The following is a 17,604-nucleotide window of genomic DNA, read 5'->3' on the forward strand; positions in this document are numbered from 1 at the left end:
CCATGAGGGATATTACCACATCAAAAGAAAAGCTGCTTAAAAAGATCCGCAAGGCGCTCCTTGAGAAGAGGGATAACCCCTACCCTCAATTGGAGGATCAACCGCTTTACGCATCTAGTGAAGAGATTCCTGAGGTAATATTCGCCGAACAATTCACCGCAGTTAACGGGCAATTTGTTTTTTGTGAGGATGAAGTACAGTTTATTGAAACGCTCCTTACCTTGGCCGAAGAACGTAATTGGCGCAAAATATATTGCTGGGAGCCTGGCTTACAGGAAATACTTACCCGTTTTGAATACCCTTTTTACGAAACCGATAAGGATTTTGAACAAGCTGATGTTGGTTTTACCTTTTGCGAAGCGCTGATAGCCCGTAATGGAAGCATACTCCTTTCAAACGGCAACATGGCAGGCAGGCGTTTAAGCATCTATCCTCCTGTACATATCGTGCTGGCCTATACCTCACAAATGGTACTTGATCTTAAAGATGGTTTCAAACTCATCAAAAAGAAATATGACAACCAGCTGCCCTCCATGATCAGTAATGTGACCGGCCCAAGCCGCACAGCCGACATCGAGAAAACGCTCGTACTGGGAGCCCACGGCCCCAAGGAACTCTTTGTTTTTTTGCTGGACGATAGCCATTTGTCTTGATCTAATATTTTATAACGTTGTATTTTCATTGCCTGAATAACAACTTGTTGTAAATGCACCTTTCCTGAGAGCTATTGCATAGCTTGCCCTTTAATTTACTTTCGCTACCATTTTCAATCGTTAAACACGTTTTTAAATAATATATTACCCCCCATATTTATCTTTACAGTATTTAATAATATCCATGTTTTATTTATACTTCTTTTTTGAATTATTCGCGTTTGCCTGTTGTGTGTACGCTCATAAAAAACTGGATAGAGACTTTAAAATATTTCTCCCCTTTCTGGCATTTGTTGTTGTTTATGAGTTTCTCAACATTTTCTTTCTGAAGTTTCTTTTGTTACATCATTCAAATGCCTGGTGCAATAATCTGGAAGGTATTGTTGAGCTACTGGTGTATGGGCAATTTATGGCATCTTTAGATGAACGGAAACCACACAAAATCAGGGTGCGTGTAGCCGTTGCCCTTGGTTTACTTATAACTCTTATTGATATTCTTTTTATACATAGCTTCTGGACCTTAGCTACTATTGCTATTATAGCACAAAACATCATATTGGCAGCCTTGGCATTTATTTATTTAGTTAGCTTATTTAATCACGCGGATGAATATCCCGACTTGCTTCGCTTTCCCCCATTTTTAGCCACAATCGGATTGTTATTATATTCATTAACCAGCTATTTTTACTATGCAACGTTTGATATCCTGCTGGCTAAAAACAATTACCAATTTTTTATGATAGCCCATTTAATCGCCGAAGTTGGCTGCGCATTTATATATACATTTCTAGGCTTCGCTTTTTTGTGCTTTACAAGGGTCAAAAAGATAGACTAATATCCATTGCCTTTCACTTTATTTTGATTTACACTCTCATAGGGATAATTTCTAAAAAAAAACTATTTTTGATTAATCTGTATCATTTACAGATTTTGCACTGATCTTGTTTACGTTTTTTCACCAACCAACCTAAGCAGACACTTCCCTACTATAATTAACAGACCTGTTACATTGGGCCTTATTTTGAGGAAGAGACGGCTTAATTGAATAAAAACTACAAATAATGAAACCTATCGATTTATCTATCGCCCAAAAAATGGTGGAACGCTACGCTGCCACCCGAAAAAAACTGATTGACAAAGAACACAACATCAACGATACGCAGTCTGTCTGGTTATCACTTGATAAATTGAAATCCTTTATCAATAACTTACCCGAACATGCTACAGGAGTAAGAATCCATTTTGCCGCTTATGATCATAATAACGAACATTACCCCAATCAAACTACGGCTATATTGATAGGCACTTCTGAAAACCATATTGAACATACCGATGCAATAGAAGATGGAGTGGCCGGGCCATTGGGCTCTGAAGATCCTATGGGCCCCTTTAATCAAGGCCCGCTATGCCCTCCTAAATGCCCATAAACAATCTTTAAATATTTTGGTAAGGGAATAATATTCATCAAAAGGTAAATGCTTTAGTTAAAGTATTTACCTTTTAGCGTTTGCCTTAATATAATCTTATGCTTGATTATATCTATTTTTATTTTGAGCTTTTCGCCTTTTTTGTTTGTTTATACACCTACAAAAAGCTTGATCGCAATTTTAAGGTATTCCTTCCTTTTTTGGCGTTCATTGTAATTTATGAGTTTGCTAATATTAAATACTGGACGCTATGGCACCATACCAATGTATGGTGTTATAACCTGGAATCAATTATCGAAACAATTATTTACACCCACTTTATAAGTGCTCTTGATAAAAGAAAGCCATACAGAAAGAAGGTACATATCGCGCTTTTTATAATCGTGCTCTTTTCTTTCATCGATATGGCTTTTATTCAAGGCTTTTTTATGTTGAATACCATTGCCATGGTTTTGCAAAACAGTATGCTCACTGTGCTGGTATGCTTGTATTATTTTAATTTGATCAACAATATAGATGAAAAATTAGATATTGTACGCTATCCGCCATTTTGGGCCACTGCCGGAATATTATTCTACGCGCTTTCATTTATGCTCTACCATGTAGCTTACAGCTATATGGCTTATAAACAAAACTATCACTTTTTAATATTAGCCACGGTAATACCGGATATTGCTTGTCTTATTTTATATTCGTTGTTATCTGTTGCTTTTATATATCAGTATAAAAAAGCAAAATCCATTAATGCTATCAAAACATTGTAACATTTTTAATCCATAACAATCATTAATTATGATCAGCCCATTCAGATATGTTGTTTAAGGATGAAGAAATTATTTTATTGATCATTGCCGGCACAGCTGTAGTTATGCTGTTGGGGGTTTTTATTGTCAGTTTTTTATTGTTATACCAACGCAAACAAAATAAAAATGTACTGGAAAAGGAACAACTGAAATCATCCTTTCAACAGGAATTACTGAAAACCCGGATGGAGATTCAGGAAGAAACCCTTAACCACATCAGCCGTGAGTTGCATGATAATATTACCCAGGTATTGTCATTTGTTAAACTTAACCTGGGCGTATTGGGCAGAAATCTGGGCGAGCATGAAAAAATGAGGGTGAATGACAATCGAGAACTTATTGCTCAATCCATCAGCGACCTCCGTAATTTGTCAAAGAGCCTTAGTTTTGAACATATCAGTGTTATGGGGTTGGTAAAAACGCTCGAAATAGAGGTTGAACGCGTTAACAGAAGCGGCATTATCAACTTGTCATTATTAATTGAGGGCGATTACTACACACTTGGCGAACAGCGGGAACTGGTACTATTCAGGATATTTCAGGAAGCTTTAAACAATGCTCTAAAATATGCTCATGCAGATAACTTTAAAATGAGTTTGTATTATAAGGCACAAATGTTTAATTTAACCATCGAAGACGATGGTGTTGGTTTTGAGCCTGAACTGCTTAAAAATAATGGAGGTTCGGGCTTGCGTAATATTGTGAACAGGGCCGCCTTAATTGGAGCCGAAGCAATTATAAACAGTTCACCGGGCAATGGCTGCAGCATTAACCTTTCGCTCAACCCTCTCGTACAAGAAACTTATGTTAACGGAACCTATTCAAATAGCCCTGGTTGATGATCATCGCCTTTTCAGAAGTGGAATAGCTTCAATGGTGGAGAGCTTTAACCGCTACAATGTGCTGTTTGAAGCGGCCCATGGCAAAGAAATGGTTGATAAGATAGCTTCAGGAATGGTTCCTGATATTGTTATCCTGGATATCAACATGCCTGTAATGGATGGCATCTCAACCGCACAATGGCTTAAAAAGTTTCAGCCTTCTATCCGTACCATTATCCTGTCGATGTTTGAGGATGCCGAAAAGGTGCTTACTATGGTTAAAATGGGAGTAAAAGGCTACCTGCTTAAAGATGCCGAACCCCATGAGTTTGAGGCTGCCCTGCTCAAAGTAACCGAAGGCGATCTTTACTATCCCGATTTTGTAACCAAGCATTTATTAAACAATTTCAATAACGATAAAACGGCCGTTGTAAAACTGAACCCACGCGAAATTGAATTTTTGCGTTTAACCGGCACCGAGCTTACCTACAAAGAAATTGCCGATACCATGTGTATCAGTGTACGTACCGTTGACAGCTATCGCGATCAGCTTTTTGAAAAATTAGGCATCAAAAGCCGTGTAGGCCTGGTATTATACAGCATAAAAAACAAACTGATCGATTTGTAATTTGCTAAAAATATTAGCAAATTTGTTAAATGGAACAGGATGATAATTCCGGCTTTTTTAAAGGCCGGGGGGCGCAGCTAAATACACACAACAAATTTTTAAAGAATAAATATGTGGCCGAGCATATCGAGGGCATTGACGAGCCATTGCTGGAAAATACTGCCACACAACTTTTTGAAGAAACACCCAAAAAGATCGTAAGCGAATCCAACAGCCCGGATTTGAGCCATATGTATTCTATCAATCCTTATCAGGGTTGCGAACATGGTTGTATTTATTGTTATGCACGCAACAGCCACGAATATTATGGATTTAGCGCAGGGCTTGATTTCGAGCGGAAGATCATCATCAAACCCAATGCTCCGGAATTGTTAGAACAATATTTTAATAAGAAAAACTATCAGCCGGTATGTATCATGCTGTCGGGCAATACGGATTGTTATCAACCAGTGGAGCGTCGTTTAAAGATTACCCGTGGCCTGTTGGAAGTATTTTTAAAGTATAAAAACCCAGTAAGCATCATCACTAAAAATAATGTGATCCTGCGCGATCTGGACATCCTCACCGAACTGGCTTCTATGAACCTGGTACATGTAAACGTTTCTATTACATCATTAAACGAGCAATTGCGACAAAAATTGGAGCCACGGACCGTAACAGCCACCGGCAGACTCGCCGTTGTACAAAAACTATCAGAAAAAGGTATTCCGGTAAGAGTAATGGCCGCCCCTATTATTCCAGGACTCAACAGTAACGAGGTGCCTAATATTATTAAGGCAGCGGCAGACAGGGGTGCATTGGCCGCTGGATTTACCATAGTACGACTCAATGGGAGCATATCCGAGATATTTAGCGACTGGATATACAAAGCATTTCCAGACCGTGCTGAAAAGGTACTGAACATGATACGCTCCTGTCATGACGGCAAGCTAAATGACAGCGATTTCGGCCGCCGTATGAGCGGAGAGGGCAAAATAGCACAATCAATCCACCAGATGTTCCGAATGGCTTGTAATCGCTTTATGGCAGGCCGGGAAATGCCTGAATATGATTACAGCTTGTTTGTACCCAGGAAAGGTAAACAGACGAGCCTGTTTTAGTAGTGCTCCACGAATACGATAAACTTATGTAACCCTTGATTTACTTGTTACTGAGGCTTTAACTTATAAAACCATATCGCGGCAATAACGGTAACCGTATAGCCCACAAAAAAATTCAGCATAAAACTATCCAGCCAAAATTGGCGGCCATTTAGAACCCAGATGGGGAGGTAAGCAAGAATAATTCCTATTAAGGATAAAATCAACTTCGTCGAATTGACAGCAATAGCTTGCCTGGTGAGGATCAGAACGCTCAGAAACAAAAGCAATACACTTGGTATAGATAGTACTCCACCAAAAAGCATTAATGCGCCTACAGCATTAGATCCTGTCGATTCGCCACTAACCATCCAAAATAATTTCAGAAGAACAGGTGCAAGAAATACACCGGTAAGCCATACTTTTAAACTATATATTAACGCTTGTTTCATAGTAAGTCCGTTTAATCCTAATTATCCAATAGCCGCCTGTGATAATTAACCTGCCCTAAGTGATAACTCAAATGCGTGGCTAAATGAGTTAAAAAATATCCGGTACTTACTTTTCCACCTGTCACTTCCTGCGGATACTCATTGGCCATTTGTTCTTCGCTGAGCTGATCAAGGGTTGAATCTATCATCTGGATGGTTTCATCTATACTTTTCAACAATTCAGTTCTGGGCACAGGTCCGGATGAAAACTCCAGAGGCCGGTTTCTGATATAACCTGTTTTACCTAGTTCTGCACCAATATAAGTATTCAGATTGCCTATCAGGTGCAGGCAAAGATTACCTGCGGTGTTAGTAATCTGCTTATCAACGAGCCAAATATTTTGTTCGTTCCGGTACAACTCTAATTCGACTTTAAGTTTTTCAAGATCTCGTATGAACAGTGTTTTTAGTATAGGTATTAACATGGGTATTTGTTTTTTACTGATGGCAAGTTAATCAATTATTAAGGCAACAAAAAAGGGCGCCTGATTGGGCGCCCTTTTTAATATGTATAAGTTAAGCTTATGCTTCTTCTGCTTCCAGAGCCATTTGCTCATCAACAAGAATACGTCCGCAATGCTCGCAAACGATGATCTTTTTACGCTGACGGATGTCAGACTGACGTTGTGGTGGAATCTGGTTAAAGCAACCTGAACATGAATCGCGTTGAATAGTTACTACAGCCAGGCCATTTTTAGCGTTTTGACGCAAACGGTTGTAAGCAGTTAGTAAACGCTCTTCGATATTACCGGTAGCTTTTTCTGCCTGCGACACTAATTCGGTTTCCTCTTTCTCAGTTTCGGCAGTAATAGTACCTAACTCTTCTTTTTTAGCATCAAGATCGCTCTTGCGTGCATCTAAATCAGCCAAGGCTTTTTCGTAGATCTGGGTTTTTGAAGTGATCTCAAAACCATACTCACGTATTTTTTTCTCGCTTACCTGAATATCTAATCCCTGTATCTCAATTTCTTTTGATATGGCATCATACTCGCGGTTGTTCTTAACTTCGTTAAGTTGCGCTTCGTATTTTTTGATATTGGCCTGAGCTTCCTTGATCAGGTTTTTGCGGGTTACAATCTCATCTTCTACATCATCCAGCTCCGCTTTGATCTTTTGAATGCGGGTTTCAAGACCAGCAACATCATCTTCCAGATCGGCAACTTCCATTGGCAGTTCACCTCTTACCTGGCGAATCCTATCAATTTTGGTGTGGATGGTTTGTAGTTCGTATAAAGCTTTAAGCTTTTGTTCTACGGTTTGTTCCATTAAATAAAATATTTGACGGGGTTTGTATTTACTTCTGTTAAACGGACGGCAAAGATAGGAAATTTTTTCCGTATTATTTCATACAATAATTGCGCCGTAAATTGTTCACTCTCAAAGTGTCCGATATCTGCAATCACTATCTTTCCTTCGGCATCAAAAAACTCATGATACTTGTAATCTGCAGTGATAAAAACGTCGGCACCTGACGATATGGCATGCTTTAATAAAAAGCCTCCGGCACCACCGCAAACAGCTACTCTTTTCACATGTTTGCCGGTTAAAGCCGTATGCCTGATCACATGTGTGCGCATCTTATCCTTTACATGAAAAAGAAACGATTCTTCATTTTGAGGAATTTCTAATTCGCCAATCATACCTGCTCCTACCTGTTGATGCTGGTTGGTTAGAGCAAACAGATCGTATGCCACCTCTTCATAAGGATGAGCCAAAACCAGCGCCATCAGTATTTTACTCTCCAAATTGGCTGGATAAACGGTCTCGATTCGCACTTCATTTTCCTCGTGACGGGTACCGGGTGTGCCAACATATGGATTGGTAGCCTCGTTGCCTTTAAAGGAGCCCGTGCCCTCGGTATTGAAACTAGTTTCGCTGTAATTACCAATGTTGCCAGCTCCGGCAGCAAATAAAGCATCACGTACGGCATCAGCATGGCTCCCGGGTACAAAAGTTACCAGCTTTTTCAGCAAGTTATGCTTAGGTACCAGTATTCGGCAATTTTTCAAGCCCAGCGTATCGCAAATACGTTGGTTTACGCCTCCCATAATATTATCCAGATTGGTATGTATAGCATAAATGGCAATACGACTACGAATAGCCTTTTCCACTACTCTTTCTACGTAGGTTTTACTGTTAAATTTTTTAAGCCCTTTAAAAACTATGGGGTGGTGCGATATGATTACCTGACAACCCGTGGCAATGGCTTCATCAACCACAGCTTCGGTACAATCAAGAGATATTAATGCCTGGGTAACTTCCTGTTCGGGGTTTCCCACAATAAGACCCGCGTTATCATAATCCTCCTGGTACACCAATGGCGCCAGGCTTTCTAAATATGCGGTAAGTACAGCTAATTTCATGAATAGATGTTATCAATGCGGCCCGTAATTTATTTTTGATTCCTCAATACGGCCATCCGGTGGCTTTCATAAGCCATTTCTTTATTATACTTTAAAGTAAGCGATTTATTGTTCACCAGGTCAACAATAGTACCTATTAAGCAAAGGCCGCCTGTGAAAAAATAAAGTATCCCCATACCAATCTGCCCTAAAACAAATCGGTGGATTCCAGCTACTCCTACTAAGCCAAGCAAGCTAAGAATAAGTATTTCATTAGTGTTTTTACGCTTACTACTATAAACCATGTAAAAATACTTCTTTTGGTCATCGCTAAGCTCCCCGGTTGCTTGCTGCAGGAAACCCATTTCTTCGGGGCCCATATCGGCAAAGTTCATGTAGGGATCCTGGTGTATGTTCATATCTAAGTAAGGTTTGTGGTGAGTGCTTTTTCAAAAATAAATATTTTATGCTATAAACCTATAGTCAATCTTGGGAATAGATTTATAAAAATTTATACTGAGACGTAGGGGTAAATGATCCCTGGGGTGTAATACGGATATGAAAGTATTAGTTACCGGAGCAACTGGTTTTATTGGCAGACAGCTAACCCTGGAGCTAGCCAACACCGGGCATGAGGTAAAAGCCTTGTGCCGCAATACCGATCATCCTTACCTTATCAAGCACCCGAATATTGAACCTGTTTTGGGCAATATCTTGTATAAACAAAGTCTGGCCAGGGCTATGGAAGGCTGCGACCAGGTTTATCATACCGCTGCTATGGCCAAAATGTGGTGCCGCAATCCCGACGATTATCAGGAAACTAACGTTATCGGAACCCGAAATGTACTGGAAATTGCCCAAATATGCGAGGTACAAAAACTAGTATATACTTCTACTTGCGGGGTTTGGGGGCCAACTATCAAACACCCCATGACCGAAACCGACCCTCGCATTACCGGTTTCCCGATCGCTTACGAGCGCACCAAATATTTGGCCGAACTGGAAGTGCAGCGTTTTGTAAAACAAGGCTTACCTGTAGTGATTGTGAACCCTTCCCGTGTGTATGGAGAAGGCCCCATAACCGATAGCAATACGGTTGGCAAAATGGTATCGGGCTATTTAAAAGGCACATGGCGTTTTATTCCCGGCAATGGCGAGCAGGTGGCTAACTACGCTTTTTTAGAGGATGTAGTAGCCGGGCATATCGCTGCAATGAATAAAGGCATTCCCGGCGAGCGTTACATTTTAGGTGGCCATGATATTAGTTTTAATGCCTTTTTTAAAACCCTTCAACAGGTATCGGATAAGCAATTAAGCATGATTCGGATACCATTAAAGGCCATTGAGGTATACAGCAGACTGGAGTGGTTAAAAACGCGCCTTACAGGCTTATCCCCTGTATTTTTACCTGAATTTGCCGAGCGCCTTAAATACGATCAAAAATATAGTAGCAATAAAGCTGTAACTCAGCTGGGATATACAATAACCCCTTTTACAGAGGGCCTGCAAAAAACAGTTAATTATTTAAGGGGATCAAAGAGCAATGATTCTGAGATCAAAGACAGGATGAATGAGGGCAGTAATATAACCAACCATCAACCAACGCAGCTATGCAGCAATTAACCGCCATTGTAACCGGAGCCAGTGAAGGTCTCGGGAAATCTATTGCTATTGAATTAGCAGTCCGAAACATCAACCTGGTGTTAGTGGCTTTACCCGGATCGGGGCTGCCAGAACTGGCCTCTTTTATCCGTAAAAACTTTTCGGTGGCAGTCCATCATTTAGAAATCGACCTAACCCATACCGAAAGTTATGCTGAAATTTTCACCTGGTTAAAAGAACTACATATCACGGCGCATTTACTTATCAACAACGCTGGGCTGGGCAATTGGTCGTGGTTTGCGGATAAAAATATTGCTTTTTATAAAATGCAGATAGAACTGAACGTGATAACCCCTGTACTGCTTACCCGCTTGTTTCTGGCTCAGGCCGATGCATCCGTTACCTCTTATATTTTAAATGTGGGTAGTTTAGGCGGTTTGTTCCTAGTACCTAAAAAGCAGGTATATGGCGCTACCAAATCGTTTATAAGATATTTTACCAAGTGTTTACAACTGGAACTATATGGTTCAAACGTAAAGCTTAGCTTGCTAAGCCCTGGAGGTATCAATACCAAGCCCGAACTGCTGGTGATGAACAATACGTTAAAAGGCATTTCTAAAGCTACTATTCTGGAGCCCGAGCAGGTTGCCCGCATAGCTATTGACGGATTGCTAAAAGGTAAAAAAGAGATCATTCCGGGAATGGTTAATCGCCTATTGGTTTTATTGAACAGTTTATTACCAGCATATATAAAAGATAATATCATCAAACGAAGATTAAACACTATTTTAGTATCCTGAATTGAACATGATCCTATCTTTACCCATATACAGGCTTATCAAAAACTTGCGCAGTTATTTTAACCGCACCAGCAATACCTGTGAGGTAATTGACGATGAGATTATTGTTGTTAATTCGGGTAGCCTGCGCGGATTGATCCTGGAATTTCATTACAACTTTTGCCAGGTAAAGATCCGTGGACGTTTTAGTGTTTGTATTGACATTACCCGTGATATCTCTGTAGATGTGCTGATGCGGATACTGATGAGCCACAATATTATTTCGAGCCCCCCAGCCCCCTGAAGGGGGAGTTTCTGATTTGCATACTTAAAAGCCCAGTCCTTGTAGAATTGGGCTTTTCTCATTTCCTTCCATCAAGTTGGTCAAAAGTTCCCCCTTTAGGGGGTTAGGGGGCAAATTTTTTGTTACTTTTGTAACTATTGCTATTTTATTTATGAGCGAAGAGAGATCATTGAACTTTTTAGAAGAAATTGTTGAAGAAGATATAGCTGCCGGTAAAAACGGTGGCAGGGTATTAACCCGTTTTCCGCCCGAGCCTAATGGTTATTTACACATTGGGCATTCCAAATCCATTTGTTTGAATTTTGGCCTGGCACAAAAATATAACGGAAAAACGAATCTCCGTTTTGATGATACTAACCCTACCAAAGAAGAAACCGAGTATGTTGACAGCATCAAGGAAGACATCAAATGGCTTGGTTTTGAATGGGCCGAAGAGCTATACGCATCTGACTATTTCGACCAATTATACGACTTTGCCGTAACCCTGATCAAAAACGATTTGGCTTATGTTGATGATAGTACTGCCGAAGAGATAGCCAAACAAAAAGGTACCCCAACCGAACCAGGTACACCGAACCAGTACCGCAGTCGTTCTGTTGAAGAGAACCTGCAGTTATTTGCCGATATGAAAGCCGGCAAATATCCGGATGGCGCCAAAGTGCTGCGTGCCAAAGTTGATCTGGCATCACCAAACATGCACCTGCGCGATCCTTTGATGTACCGCATTAAACATGCCCATCACCACCGCACAGGCGACAAGTGGTGTATCTATCCGATGTATGATTTTGCACATGGCGAATCGGATGCTATCGAAAAGATCACCCATTCTGTTTGTACACTGGAGTTTGTACCGCACCGTCCGCTGTATGATTGGTTTATTGAAAAGCTCGAGCTTTTCCCATCAAAACAATACGAGTTTGCCCGCTTAAATCTCAACTATACTGTGATGAGCAAGCGCAAACTACTGCAACTGGTAGAGGATAAACATGTAGAAAGCTGGGACGACCCGCGGATGCCTACTATTAGTGGTTTGCGCCGTCGTGGTTATACGCCTGCCAGTATCCGTGAATTTTGCGAGCGCATTGGTGTTGCCAAGCGCGAAAACATGATCGATGTTGGTTTATTGGAGTTCTGTATCCGTGAAGATCTGAATAAAACCGCCTGGCGCCGTATGGCTGTGCTCGACCCAATCAAGTGTATCCTGACCAACTACCCGGAAGATGAAACCGAAATTATGCACGGCGAAAACAATCCCGAAGTTGAAGGCGGTGATGGTAGCCGCGAGTTTCCGTTTAGCCGCGAGTTGTGGATTGAGCGTGAAGACTTTATGGAAGAGCCACCTAAGAAATTCTTCCGCCTGGGTGTGGGTTTGATGGTGCGTTTAAAAAATGCCTATATCATCCGCTGCGACAGCTTTGTAAAAGATGCTGATGGTAACGTAACCGAGATCCACTGTACCTATCTGCCCGAATCAAAATCAGGCAATGACACCAGCGGCATCAATGTAAAAGGAACTATACACTGGGTAAGCATACCACACGCCAAAACCGCTGAGGTAAGGTTATATGATCGCCTGTTCCAGGTTGAAGATCCGTCCAATGAAGATGGCGACTTTAAAGATTACCTGAACCCCAACAGTCTGCACATATTGCCAAAGGCTTATATCGAACCAGACCTGGCCAACGCCACTCCGGGCAAAGCCATACAGTTTATGCGTAAGGGTTATTTTACTTTAGACAAATATTCCACTCCGGATCACCTGGTGTTTAACCGCACGGTGACCTTGAAAGACGGCTGGGTGAAGAAATAAGAGAAGCCCCCAACCTCCTAAAGGGAGAGTTTTTAATTAGCATATTTAAAAGCCTTATTCATCAGAATAGGGCTTTTCTTATTTCTGGAGTAAGGGTATATGGCCATTAAGGTGTTCTATTTTTATGAAAAAGTTAACACTATCCCTCCTATTGCTTATATTCTTGATAAGCTGTAAAACACAACAAATATCTTTGGGCCTGTCTGAGCAGAAATTTAACAGAGATCACCCCTACGCCACCCGGATGGAACTCTCCGTATACAGAACCGTTTACCTGGATAATCAGACTACAGAATTTTATTATTTTAAAGACGGTAAGCTATACAAAATGGATCATGGGTTTACGCCTTACGGAGCTACAAAACCTGTCCCTACCAGATAAGCCTACTATCAAAGAGTTCCCCCTTCAGCGGGTCAGGGCGCATATTTTTTATATACGTTATACAAAATGTTCAAATCGAATTCGGTCATTGTTGGACTTTCATCCGTTTGAACAAAGTGACGCTTAAAGGCAACGATGGCAGCGGTCAGGTTGCGGGTATCATAGCCGATGAGTTTAAGGGCGGTTGCATAGTCGAAATTATCAGGCGGAACTTCCAGCAGGTAATCACGCCAGTAACCGAAACCTTTTTCGGCCAGTAGTTTCCAGGGGAATAAGGGTCCCGGATCGGGCTTGCGTAAAGGAGCGATATCCTGATGACCAATAAAGTTGCTTGTGGGAATACCATAAACCTTTTTGAGTTGGGTTAACAAAGCCAGCAGACTTTTTACCTGAGTATCATTAAAAGGTTCATGCCCGTTATTGTCAATCTCGATGCCGATAGAGCAGCTGTTCATATCGCTGATACTGCCCCAGCGGCTGATACCCGCATGCCAGGCCCGCAGATAATCATTCAGCATGTGGTATACTTTGCCATCCTTAGCCACCACGTAATGGGCACTCACCTGCGGCTTTACCAGGGTGAATGTTTTAAGCGTTTGCTGTATAGAATCCTGCGCGGTAAAATGGATGATCACATAATTGGGTTTGCGCAGGTTAAAGTTTACCGTCCCCACCCACTCGCTGGGGATATTGGCACCCGCGCTATCTACCAGCATGGCAGGCTGCGTTTGCTCAATCACTTTTACCACCGAATCAGTCTTGGTGGTATACACCTTATTAGTTAAAGCATAAGGCCCCTTCGGCGAACAGGAACTCAAAGCCGCTAACGCGACCAAAAAGAATATAGTGTAATGGTAGTTTTTCATGTGCTTTGCTAATGTAAGCAAATAACACACGAGGAGGAAAAGCGTTTTAAATATCGGCTGGCCCCTACTCCAAATCCCCGTTCCCAAACGTATCACCCTGATTAATATCGCCTGTTTCGTAGCCTTTTTTAAACCAATACATGCGTTGGGCGCTGGTGCCATGGGTAAAGCTGTCGGGTTCTACGTGGCCGGTGGCTTGTTTTTGCAGGCGGTCATCGCCGATGGCATTGGCGGCGGTGAGGGCTTCTTCAATATCGCCCGGATCAAGTACATTTTTGAGGCTCTGCTCGTAGTGGGCCCATACGCCGGCATAAAAATCGGCCTGTAATTCCAGCTTTACAGAGAGTTTGTTGTATGCTGTTTCGCTAAGGCGGTTACGGGCTTCGTCCATTTTGGCCGAGATACCCAGCAGGTTCTGCACATGATGCCCTACTTCATGCGCTATGACGTAGGCTTGTGCAAAGTCGCCGGCAGCACCAAAGCGATTCTTAAGTTCGTCATAAAAAGAAAGATCGATATACACCTTCGCATCTGCCGGACAATAGAACGGCCCCGTAGCCGAGCTGGCATTACCACAGCCAGAACGTGTAGCTTCGGTAAACAGCACCAGGTGCGGCTTCTCGTAGGTTTTACCCATATCGCTGAAGAGTTTTGTCCAGATATCTTCTGTATCAGCCAAAACCACGCGTACAAATTGCTTCTGTTTATCTTCCGGAGCATTAGGATCACTGGCATGTTGTTCGGTTTGCGGCTGACTGTTGCTTGCCACCTGGTTAAGCAGCTGTGAGGTATCAACACCTGTAAAATAATAAATAGCCAGGGCTATGATGCTAATAATACCACCGCCCAAAGCAAAGCGACCTCCGCCGCCGCCTCCACCACGGTCGTCTTCTACATTATCGCTTTCGCGCCTGCCAAACCATTGCATATTGTTGTGATTAAAGTGTATAGTAAACTTAAATGTTTTAAGGATTGTTTGCAAGGATGCGGGAATTATCAAGCGCGCTCACTCCTACGGTTAGCTTGCAATAGAAAAAAATAAAACTACTAAACTGATAGTCTTTTTTATATATTCGTAAATATTATGAAATCAAGTAGGGGTAAATCTTTAATATGTTGTAATAGCTGTAGTTAACATTACTAACAGTTGTTTCATTTCTATTAAATTTTACCATCATGATACCTGCCCTGCTTATCTGGCTCTTTAAAAAATACCTGGCCCCAGCCTTAAAAGATAAACATATTACCCCGTTAACTTTTGCTATGCCCTTAAAAAAAGCAGCGACTCTGCTAGCGTTGCTTTACTTTTCGTCGGCACTGATGGCACAAGAGCAAATCACTAAATACAACGTATTACACAGCGGCAAAATAGTGGGACACATGGACCTTTACCAAAAACACGAGGGCGATGATTTGTCGCTAAAAATGATATCGCAGGTAAAAATGCGTTTCATCATGAGCGTTCAGGTAGATATTCATGAGGAATCTACTTTTCAGAAAGGTAAACTCATCAGCTCCAGCATTTACCGCAAGGTGAATGGTAAAGAGAAAGCCAACCGCCAAACCAGGGCCTGCGGCGATTGCTATCAGGCCGTAACCGATGGCAAAAGCAAGCAACTCGATCAGAAATATATCGGCGCCAACCTTATGCTGTTGTATTGCCGTGAGCCGGACAACAATGCACAGATATACTGCGATAACTTCCAGCAATTTTTGCAGGTAAAACAGGTATCACCTCACGTGTACCGCATTGATCTGCCCGATGGTAATTACAATTTTTACTCCTACACCAATGGCGTATGCAGCAAGGTTGATATTCACCACTCGCTGTACACCATTCAAATACAACTGGCCTGAAATTTTGCAATTAAGTCTTTCGCCCGTGAATTTGACCAGCAAACAAGCTATCTTTAACGCAAACTTTCACCCGTTTAAAGTGGAATACAGCGATAGCTCGGTCATCAATTTACTCAAACAGGGCAGTCAAAAGGCTTTTGAATGGTTATTTAAAGAACATTTTAAAAGTCTGCACGCCTATGCGTATACATTTTTAAAGGATGATGAAGTGGCCGAAGAAATTGTGCAAAATGTATTTTGCCGGATTTGGGAAAAACGCGACAATCTTAAAACCGACGGCTCGCTCAAATCATATTTGTACCGGGCTGTACACAACGAAAGTTTGAACTATTTAAAACACCAAAAGGTAAAGGCCAGCTTCGGCGTGTATTATGCCGGGCAGTTGCAGCAGGACGAGGAAGAACAGGCATCAACCAAAGTAATGACCGCCGAGCTGCAACAGCGTATCGAAACGGCCATGAGCGAACTACCGCAGCAATGCCGCACTATTTTTCAACTCAGCCGTTTTGAACAACTCAAGTATCAGCAAATTGCCGACCATATGGGGCTTTCTATTAAAACCGTAGAGAACCAAATGGGCAAGGCCCTGCGGATGATGCGCCAGAAACTGGCGGAGTTTTTACCCATTATTTTATTTTTATTAACCCGATGGCTGCACAATGAGTAATGCCAATATACATATGGATGATGATCTGCTGGTGAAATACCTGGCCGGCGAAACTACGCTCGCCGAGCAGCAGCAGGTAGAGGATTGGATGGCGGCCAGCGAAACCAACAAAAAACTTTTTGACGATTTTAAACTGATCTGGGATCAAAGCCCAGTAACAGAACGAAATGTCAATAAGGATGATGCTTTTATCCGGCTACAAAACCGTATTGATAAAAATGTTCCGGCATCTCGCAGGACTGTCATCAAAAAACTGAGCCAAAAGCAGTGGATAGGTATTGCAGCATCGGTAATTTTAATTTGCACGGTATTATGGCTAACCTTTAATCATGTTTACGATAATGGCTCGGTTTCATTTGTACGGATAGATAGTAAGGACAAAGTACACACCCAATCCTTGCCCGATGGATCGGTGATCACTATGAACGCCCGTTCAACGTTGGTGTACCCGAGCCGGTTTACCGGCAACATCCGCCCGGTAAGCTTAAAGGGTGAGGCCTTCTTTAAAATAAGCCCTGATAAAACAAAACCTTTTATAATTAAGGTAAATGATGTAACGGTTAGGGTAGTTGGCACGTCATTCAATATCAAGAGCCGGGATGGTAAAACCGAAGTGATTGTAGAAACCGGTATTGTACAGGTAAGCAAAAAGCAAAACAGTATCGATCTGAATCCTGGCGAACAAGTAATGGTGACTAAAGACCAGGATTTATTAGCTAAGCAACAGAGCAAGGGCAAATTATATAACTATTACCTTACCGGACAGCTGATTTGTGATAAAACCCCGCTAAGCGAGGTGGTTCAGGCCCTGAATGAAGTATATGGAGTACACATTGTGATTGCCAATAAATCGCTGGAGGATTTGCCGATCACTACTACAATTAAAGGCCAGTCGCTTAATGAAGTACTGGAGGTTATTTCCGGCACATTTAAGATCACGGTGGTTCGCAAAAACCAACAGATCTTTTTTAAATAATATATTTTGATTTCGGAATTGAGATGTTCGATTTCGGATTTAAATAGAAATGGTAGTGGGAAGGAGCGTAAATAAATTAATCAAAATGAAGTGAATTAGGAAAAATCTGAAGTTGAA

At 41.7% G+C, this 17,604-nt stretch carries 22 protein-coding genes; 15 read left to right on the forward strand and 7 right to left on the reverse strand.

Annotated features, from left to right (window positions below; genetic code table 11):
• Positions 1–2: 2 nt before the first annotated feature.
• The 7 genes from G7092_RS28560 to G7092_RS28590 all read left to right on the forward strand — a co-directional run bounded on the left by G7092_RS28560 (position 3) and on the right by G7092_RS28590 (position 5,432).
• Positions 3–653 carry a LutC/YkgG family protein gene (locus G7092_RS28560; RefSeq protein ID WP_166095367.1) on the forward strand — a complete coding sequence of 217 codons (651 nt, stop codon included), beginning with the start codon at positions 3–5 and terminating at the stop codon, positions 651–653.
• 184 nt (positions 654–837) lie between these two features.
• Entirely contained in the window at positions 838–1,488 is a 651-nt protein-coding gene (locus G7092_RS28565; protein ID WP_166095369.1) for a hypothetical protein, read from the forward strand.
• 226 nt (positions 1,489–1,714) lie between these two features.
• On the forward strand, positions 1,715–2,080 hold the full coding sequence (locus G7092_RS28570) for a hypothetical protein (protein ID WP_166095371.1): 366 nt from the start codon (positions 1,715–1,717) through the stop codon (positions 2,078–2,080).
• A 98-nt stretch (positions 2,081–2,178) separates the two neighbouring features.
• On the forward strand, positions 2,179–2,844 hold the full coding sequence (locus tag G7092_RS28575) for a hypothetical protein (RefSeq protein ID WP_166095373.1): 666 nt from the start codon (positions 2,179–2,181) through the stop codon (positions 2,842–2,844).
• A gap of 47 nt (positions 2,845–2,891) precedes the next feature.
• A complete protein-coding gene (locus G7092_RS28580) occupies positions 2,892–3,722 on the forward strand; it encodes a sensor histidine kinase (protein ID WP_166095375.1) in 831 nt (276 codons plus the stop codon).
• Positions 3,688–4,332 carry a response regulator transcription factor gene (locus tag G7092_RS28585; RefSeq protein ID WP_166095377.1) on the forward strand — a complete coding sequence of 215 codons (645 nt, stop codon included), beginning with the start codon at positions 3,688–3,690 and terminating at the stop codon, positions 4,330–4,332. Before G7092_RS28580 ends, G7092_RS28585 begins: the two co-directional genes overlap by 35 nt.
• 29 nt (positions 4,333–4,361) lie before the next feature.
• On the forward strand, positions 4,362–5,432 hold the full coding sequence (locus tag G7092_RS28590) for a PA0069 family radical SAM protein (RefSeq protein WP_166095379.1): 1,071 nt from the start codon (positions 4,362–4,364) through the stop codon (positions 5,430–5,432).
• Positions 5,433–5,479: 47 nt separating this feature from the next.
• Here G7092_RS28590 and G7092_RS28595 read toward each other — a convergent pair whose 3' ends face one another.
• The 5 genes from G7092_RS28595 to G7092_RS28615 form a co-directional block, all read right to left on the reverse strand.
• Positions 5,480–5,863: a hypothetical protein gene (locus G7092_RS28595; RefSeq protein ID WP_166095382.1), complete on the reverse strand. Its 384-nt coding sequence runs from the start codon at positions 5,861–5,863 to the stop codon at positions 5,480–5,482.
• 17 nt (positions 5,864–5,880) lie between these two features.
• Positions 5,881–6,327, reverse strand: coding sequence for a DinB family protein (locus G7092_RS28600; RefSeq protein ID WP_166095385.1), 447 nt, complete (start codon positions 6,325–6,327; stop codon positions 5,881–5,883).
• Between the two features lie 97 nt (positions 6,328–6,424).
• Positions 6,425–7,168 carry a zinc ribbon domain-containing protein gene (locus G7092_RS28605; RefSeq protein WP_166095387.1) on the reverse strand — a complete coding sequence of 248 codons (744 nt, stop codon included), beginning with the start codon at positions 7,166–7,168 and terminating at the stop codon, positions 6,425–6,427.
• Complete coding sequence (locus G7092_RS28610) at positions 7,168–8,265, reverse strand: Nif3-like dinuclear metal center hexameric protein (protein WP_166095390.1); 1,098 nt, start codon at positions 8,263–8,265, stop codon at positions 7,168–7,170. Before G7092_RS28610 ends, G7092_RS28605 begins: the two co-directional genes overlap by 1 nt.
• Before the next feature lie 29 nt (positions 8,266–8,294).
• Complete coding sequence (locus tag G7092_RS28615) at positions 8,295–8,663, reverse strand: TM2 domain-containing protein (protein ID WP_166095392.1); 369 nt, start codon at positions 8,661–8,663, stop codon at positions 8,295–8,297.
• A gap of 139 nt (positions 8,664–8,802) precedes the next feature.
• Between G7092_RS28615 and G7092_RS28620 the strand changes: the two genes are divergently transcribed.
• From G7092_RS28620 to G7092_RS28640, 5 genes are all read left to right on the forward strand, one after another.
• Complete coding sequence (locus G7092_RS28620; protein WP_166095394.1) at positions 8,803–9,867, forward strand: NAD-dependent epimerase/dehydratase family protein; 1,065 nt, start codon at positions 8,803–8,805, stop codon at positions 9,865–9,867.
• Positions 9,855–10,646, forward strand: coding sequence for an SDR family NAD(P)-dependent oxidoreductase (locus G7092_RS28625; RefSeq protein ID WP_166095397.1), 792 nt, complete (start codon positions 9,855–9,857; stop codon positions 10,644–10,646). The genes G7092_RS28620 and G7092_RS28625 overlap by 13 nt, the downstream gene beginning before the upstream one ends.
• A 7-nt stretch (positions 10,647–10,653) precedes the next feature.
• Positions 10,654–10,929, forward strand: a complete 276-nt coding sequence (locus G7092_RS28630; RefSeq protein ID WP_166095399.1) for a hypothetical protein — start codon at positions 10,654–10,656, stop codon at positions 10,927–10,929.
• 151 nt (positions 10,930–11,080) lie between these two features.
• Positions 11,081–12,739 carry a glutamine--tRNA ligase/YqeY domain fusion protein gene (locus tag G7092_RS28635; protein WP_166095401.1) on the forward strand — a complete coding sequence of 553 codons (1,659 nt, stop codon included), beginning with the start codon at positions 11,081–11,083 and terminating at the stop codon, positions 12,737–12,739.
• Positions 12,740–12,863: 124 nt separating this feature from the next.
• Positions 12,864–13,121 (forward strand): hypothetical protein, encoded by a 258-nt coding sequence (locus G7092_RS28640; protein ID WP_166095403.1) that lies wholly within the window; start codon positions 12,864–12,866, stop codon positions 13,119–13,121.
• A gap of 32 nt (positions 13,122–13,153) precedes the next feature.
• Here the strand turns inward: G7092_RS28640 and G7092_RS28645 are convergent, their stop codons facing one another.
• Both G7092_RS28645 and ypfJ read right to left on the reverse strand, forming a co-directional pair.
• Complete coding sequence (locus G7092_RS28645; protein WP_166095406.1) at positions 13,154–13,987, reverse strand: N-acetylmuramoyl-L-alanine amidase; 834 nt, start codon at positions 13,985–13,987, stop codon at positions 13,154–13,156.
• A 64-nt stretch (positions 13,988–14,051) separates the two neighbouring features.
• Complete coding sequence (ypfJ, locus tag G7092_RS28650; protein ID WP_166095408.1) at positions 14,052–14,915, reverse strand: KPN_02809 family neutral zinc metallopeptidase; 864 nt, start codon at positions 14,913–14,915, stop codon at positions 14,052–14,054.
• Positions 14,916–15,163: 248 nt separating this feature from the next.
• Here ypfJ and G7092_RS28655 point away from each other — a divergent pair, with 248 nt between their 5' ends.
• Genes G7092_RS28655 through G7092_RS28665 form a run of 3 tightly spaced genes read left to right on the forward strand, consistent with a single transcriptional unit; the run spans position 15,164 to position 17,487 of the window.
• A complete protein-coding gene (locus tag G7092_RS28655; protein WP_166095410.1) occupies positions 15,164–15,844 on the forward strand; it encodes a DUF6134 family protein in 681 nt (226 codons plus the stop codon).
• The gene (locus G7092_RS28660; protein ID WP_166095412.1) at positions 15,780–16,511 is read left to right on the forward strand and encodes an RNA polymerase sigma-70 factor; all 732 of its coding nucleotides are present in this window, start codon (positions 15,780–15,782) and stop codon (positions 16,509–16,511) included. The genes G7092_RS28655 and G7092_RS28660 overlap by 65 nt, the downstream gene beginning before the upstream one ends.
• Positions 16,504–17,487 carry a FecR family protein gene (locus tag G7092_RS28665; protein ID WP_166095414.1) on the forward strand — a complete coding sequence of 328 codons (984 nt, stop codon included), beginning with the start codon at positions 16,504–16,506 and terminating at the stop codon, positions 17,485–17,487. The genes G7092_RS28660 and G7092_RS28665 overlap by 8 nt, the downstream gene beginning before the upstream one ends.
• Positions 17,488–17,604: the final 117 nt, after the last annotated feature.

Origin of the sequence: Mucilaginibacter inviolabilis (genome assembly GCF_011089895.1) — a bacterium.
GTDB classification, from domain to species: Bacteria; Bacteroidota; Bacteroidia; order Sphingobacteriales; family Sphingobacteriaceae; genus Mucilaginibacter; species Mucilaginibacter inviolabilis.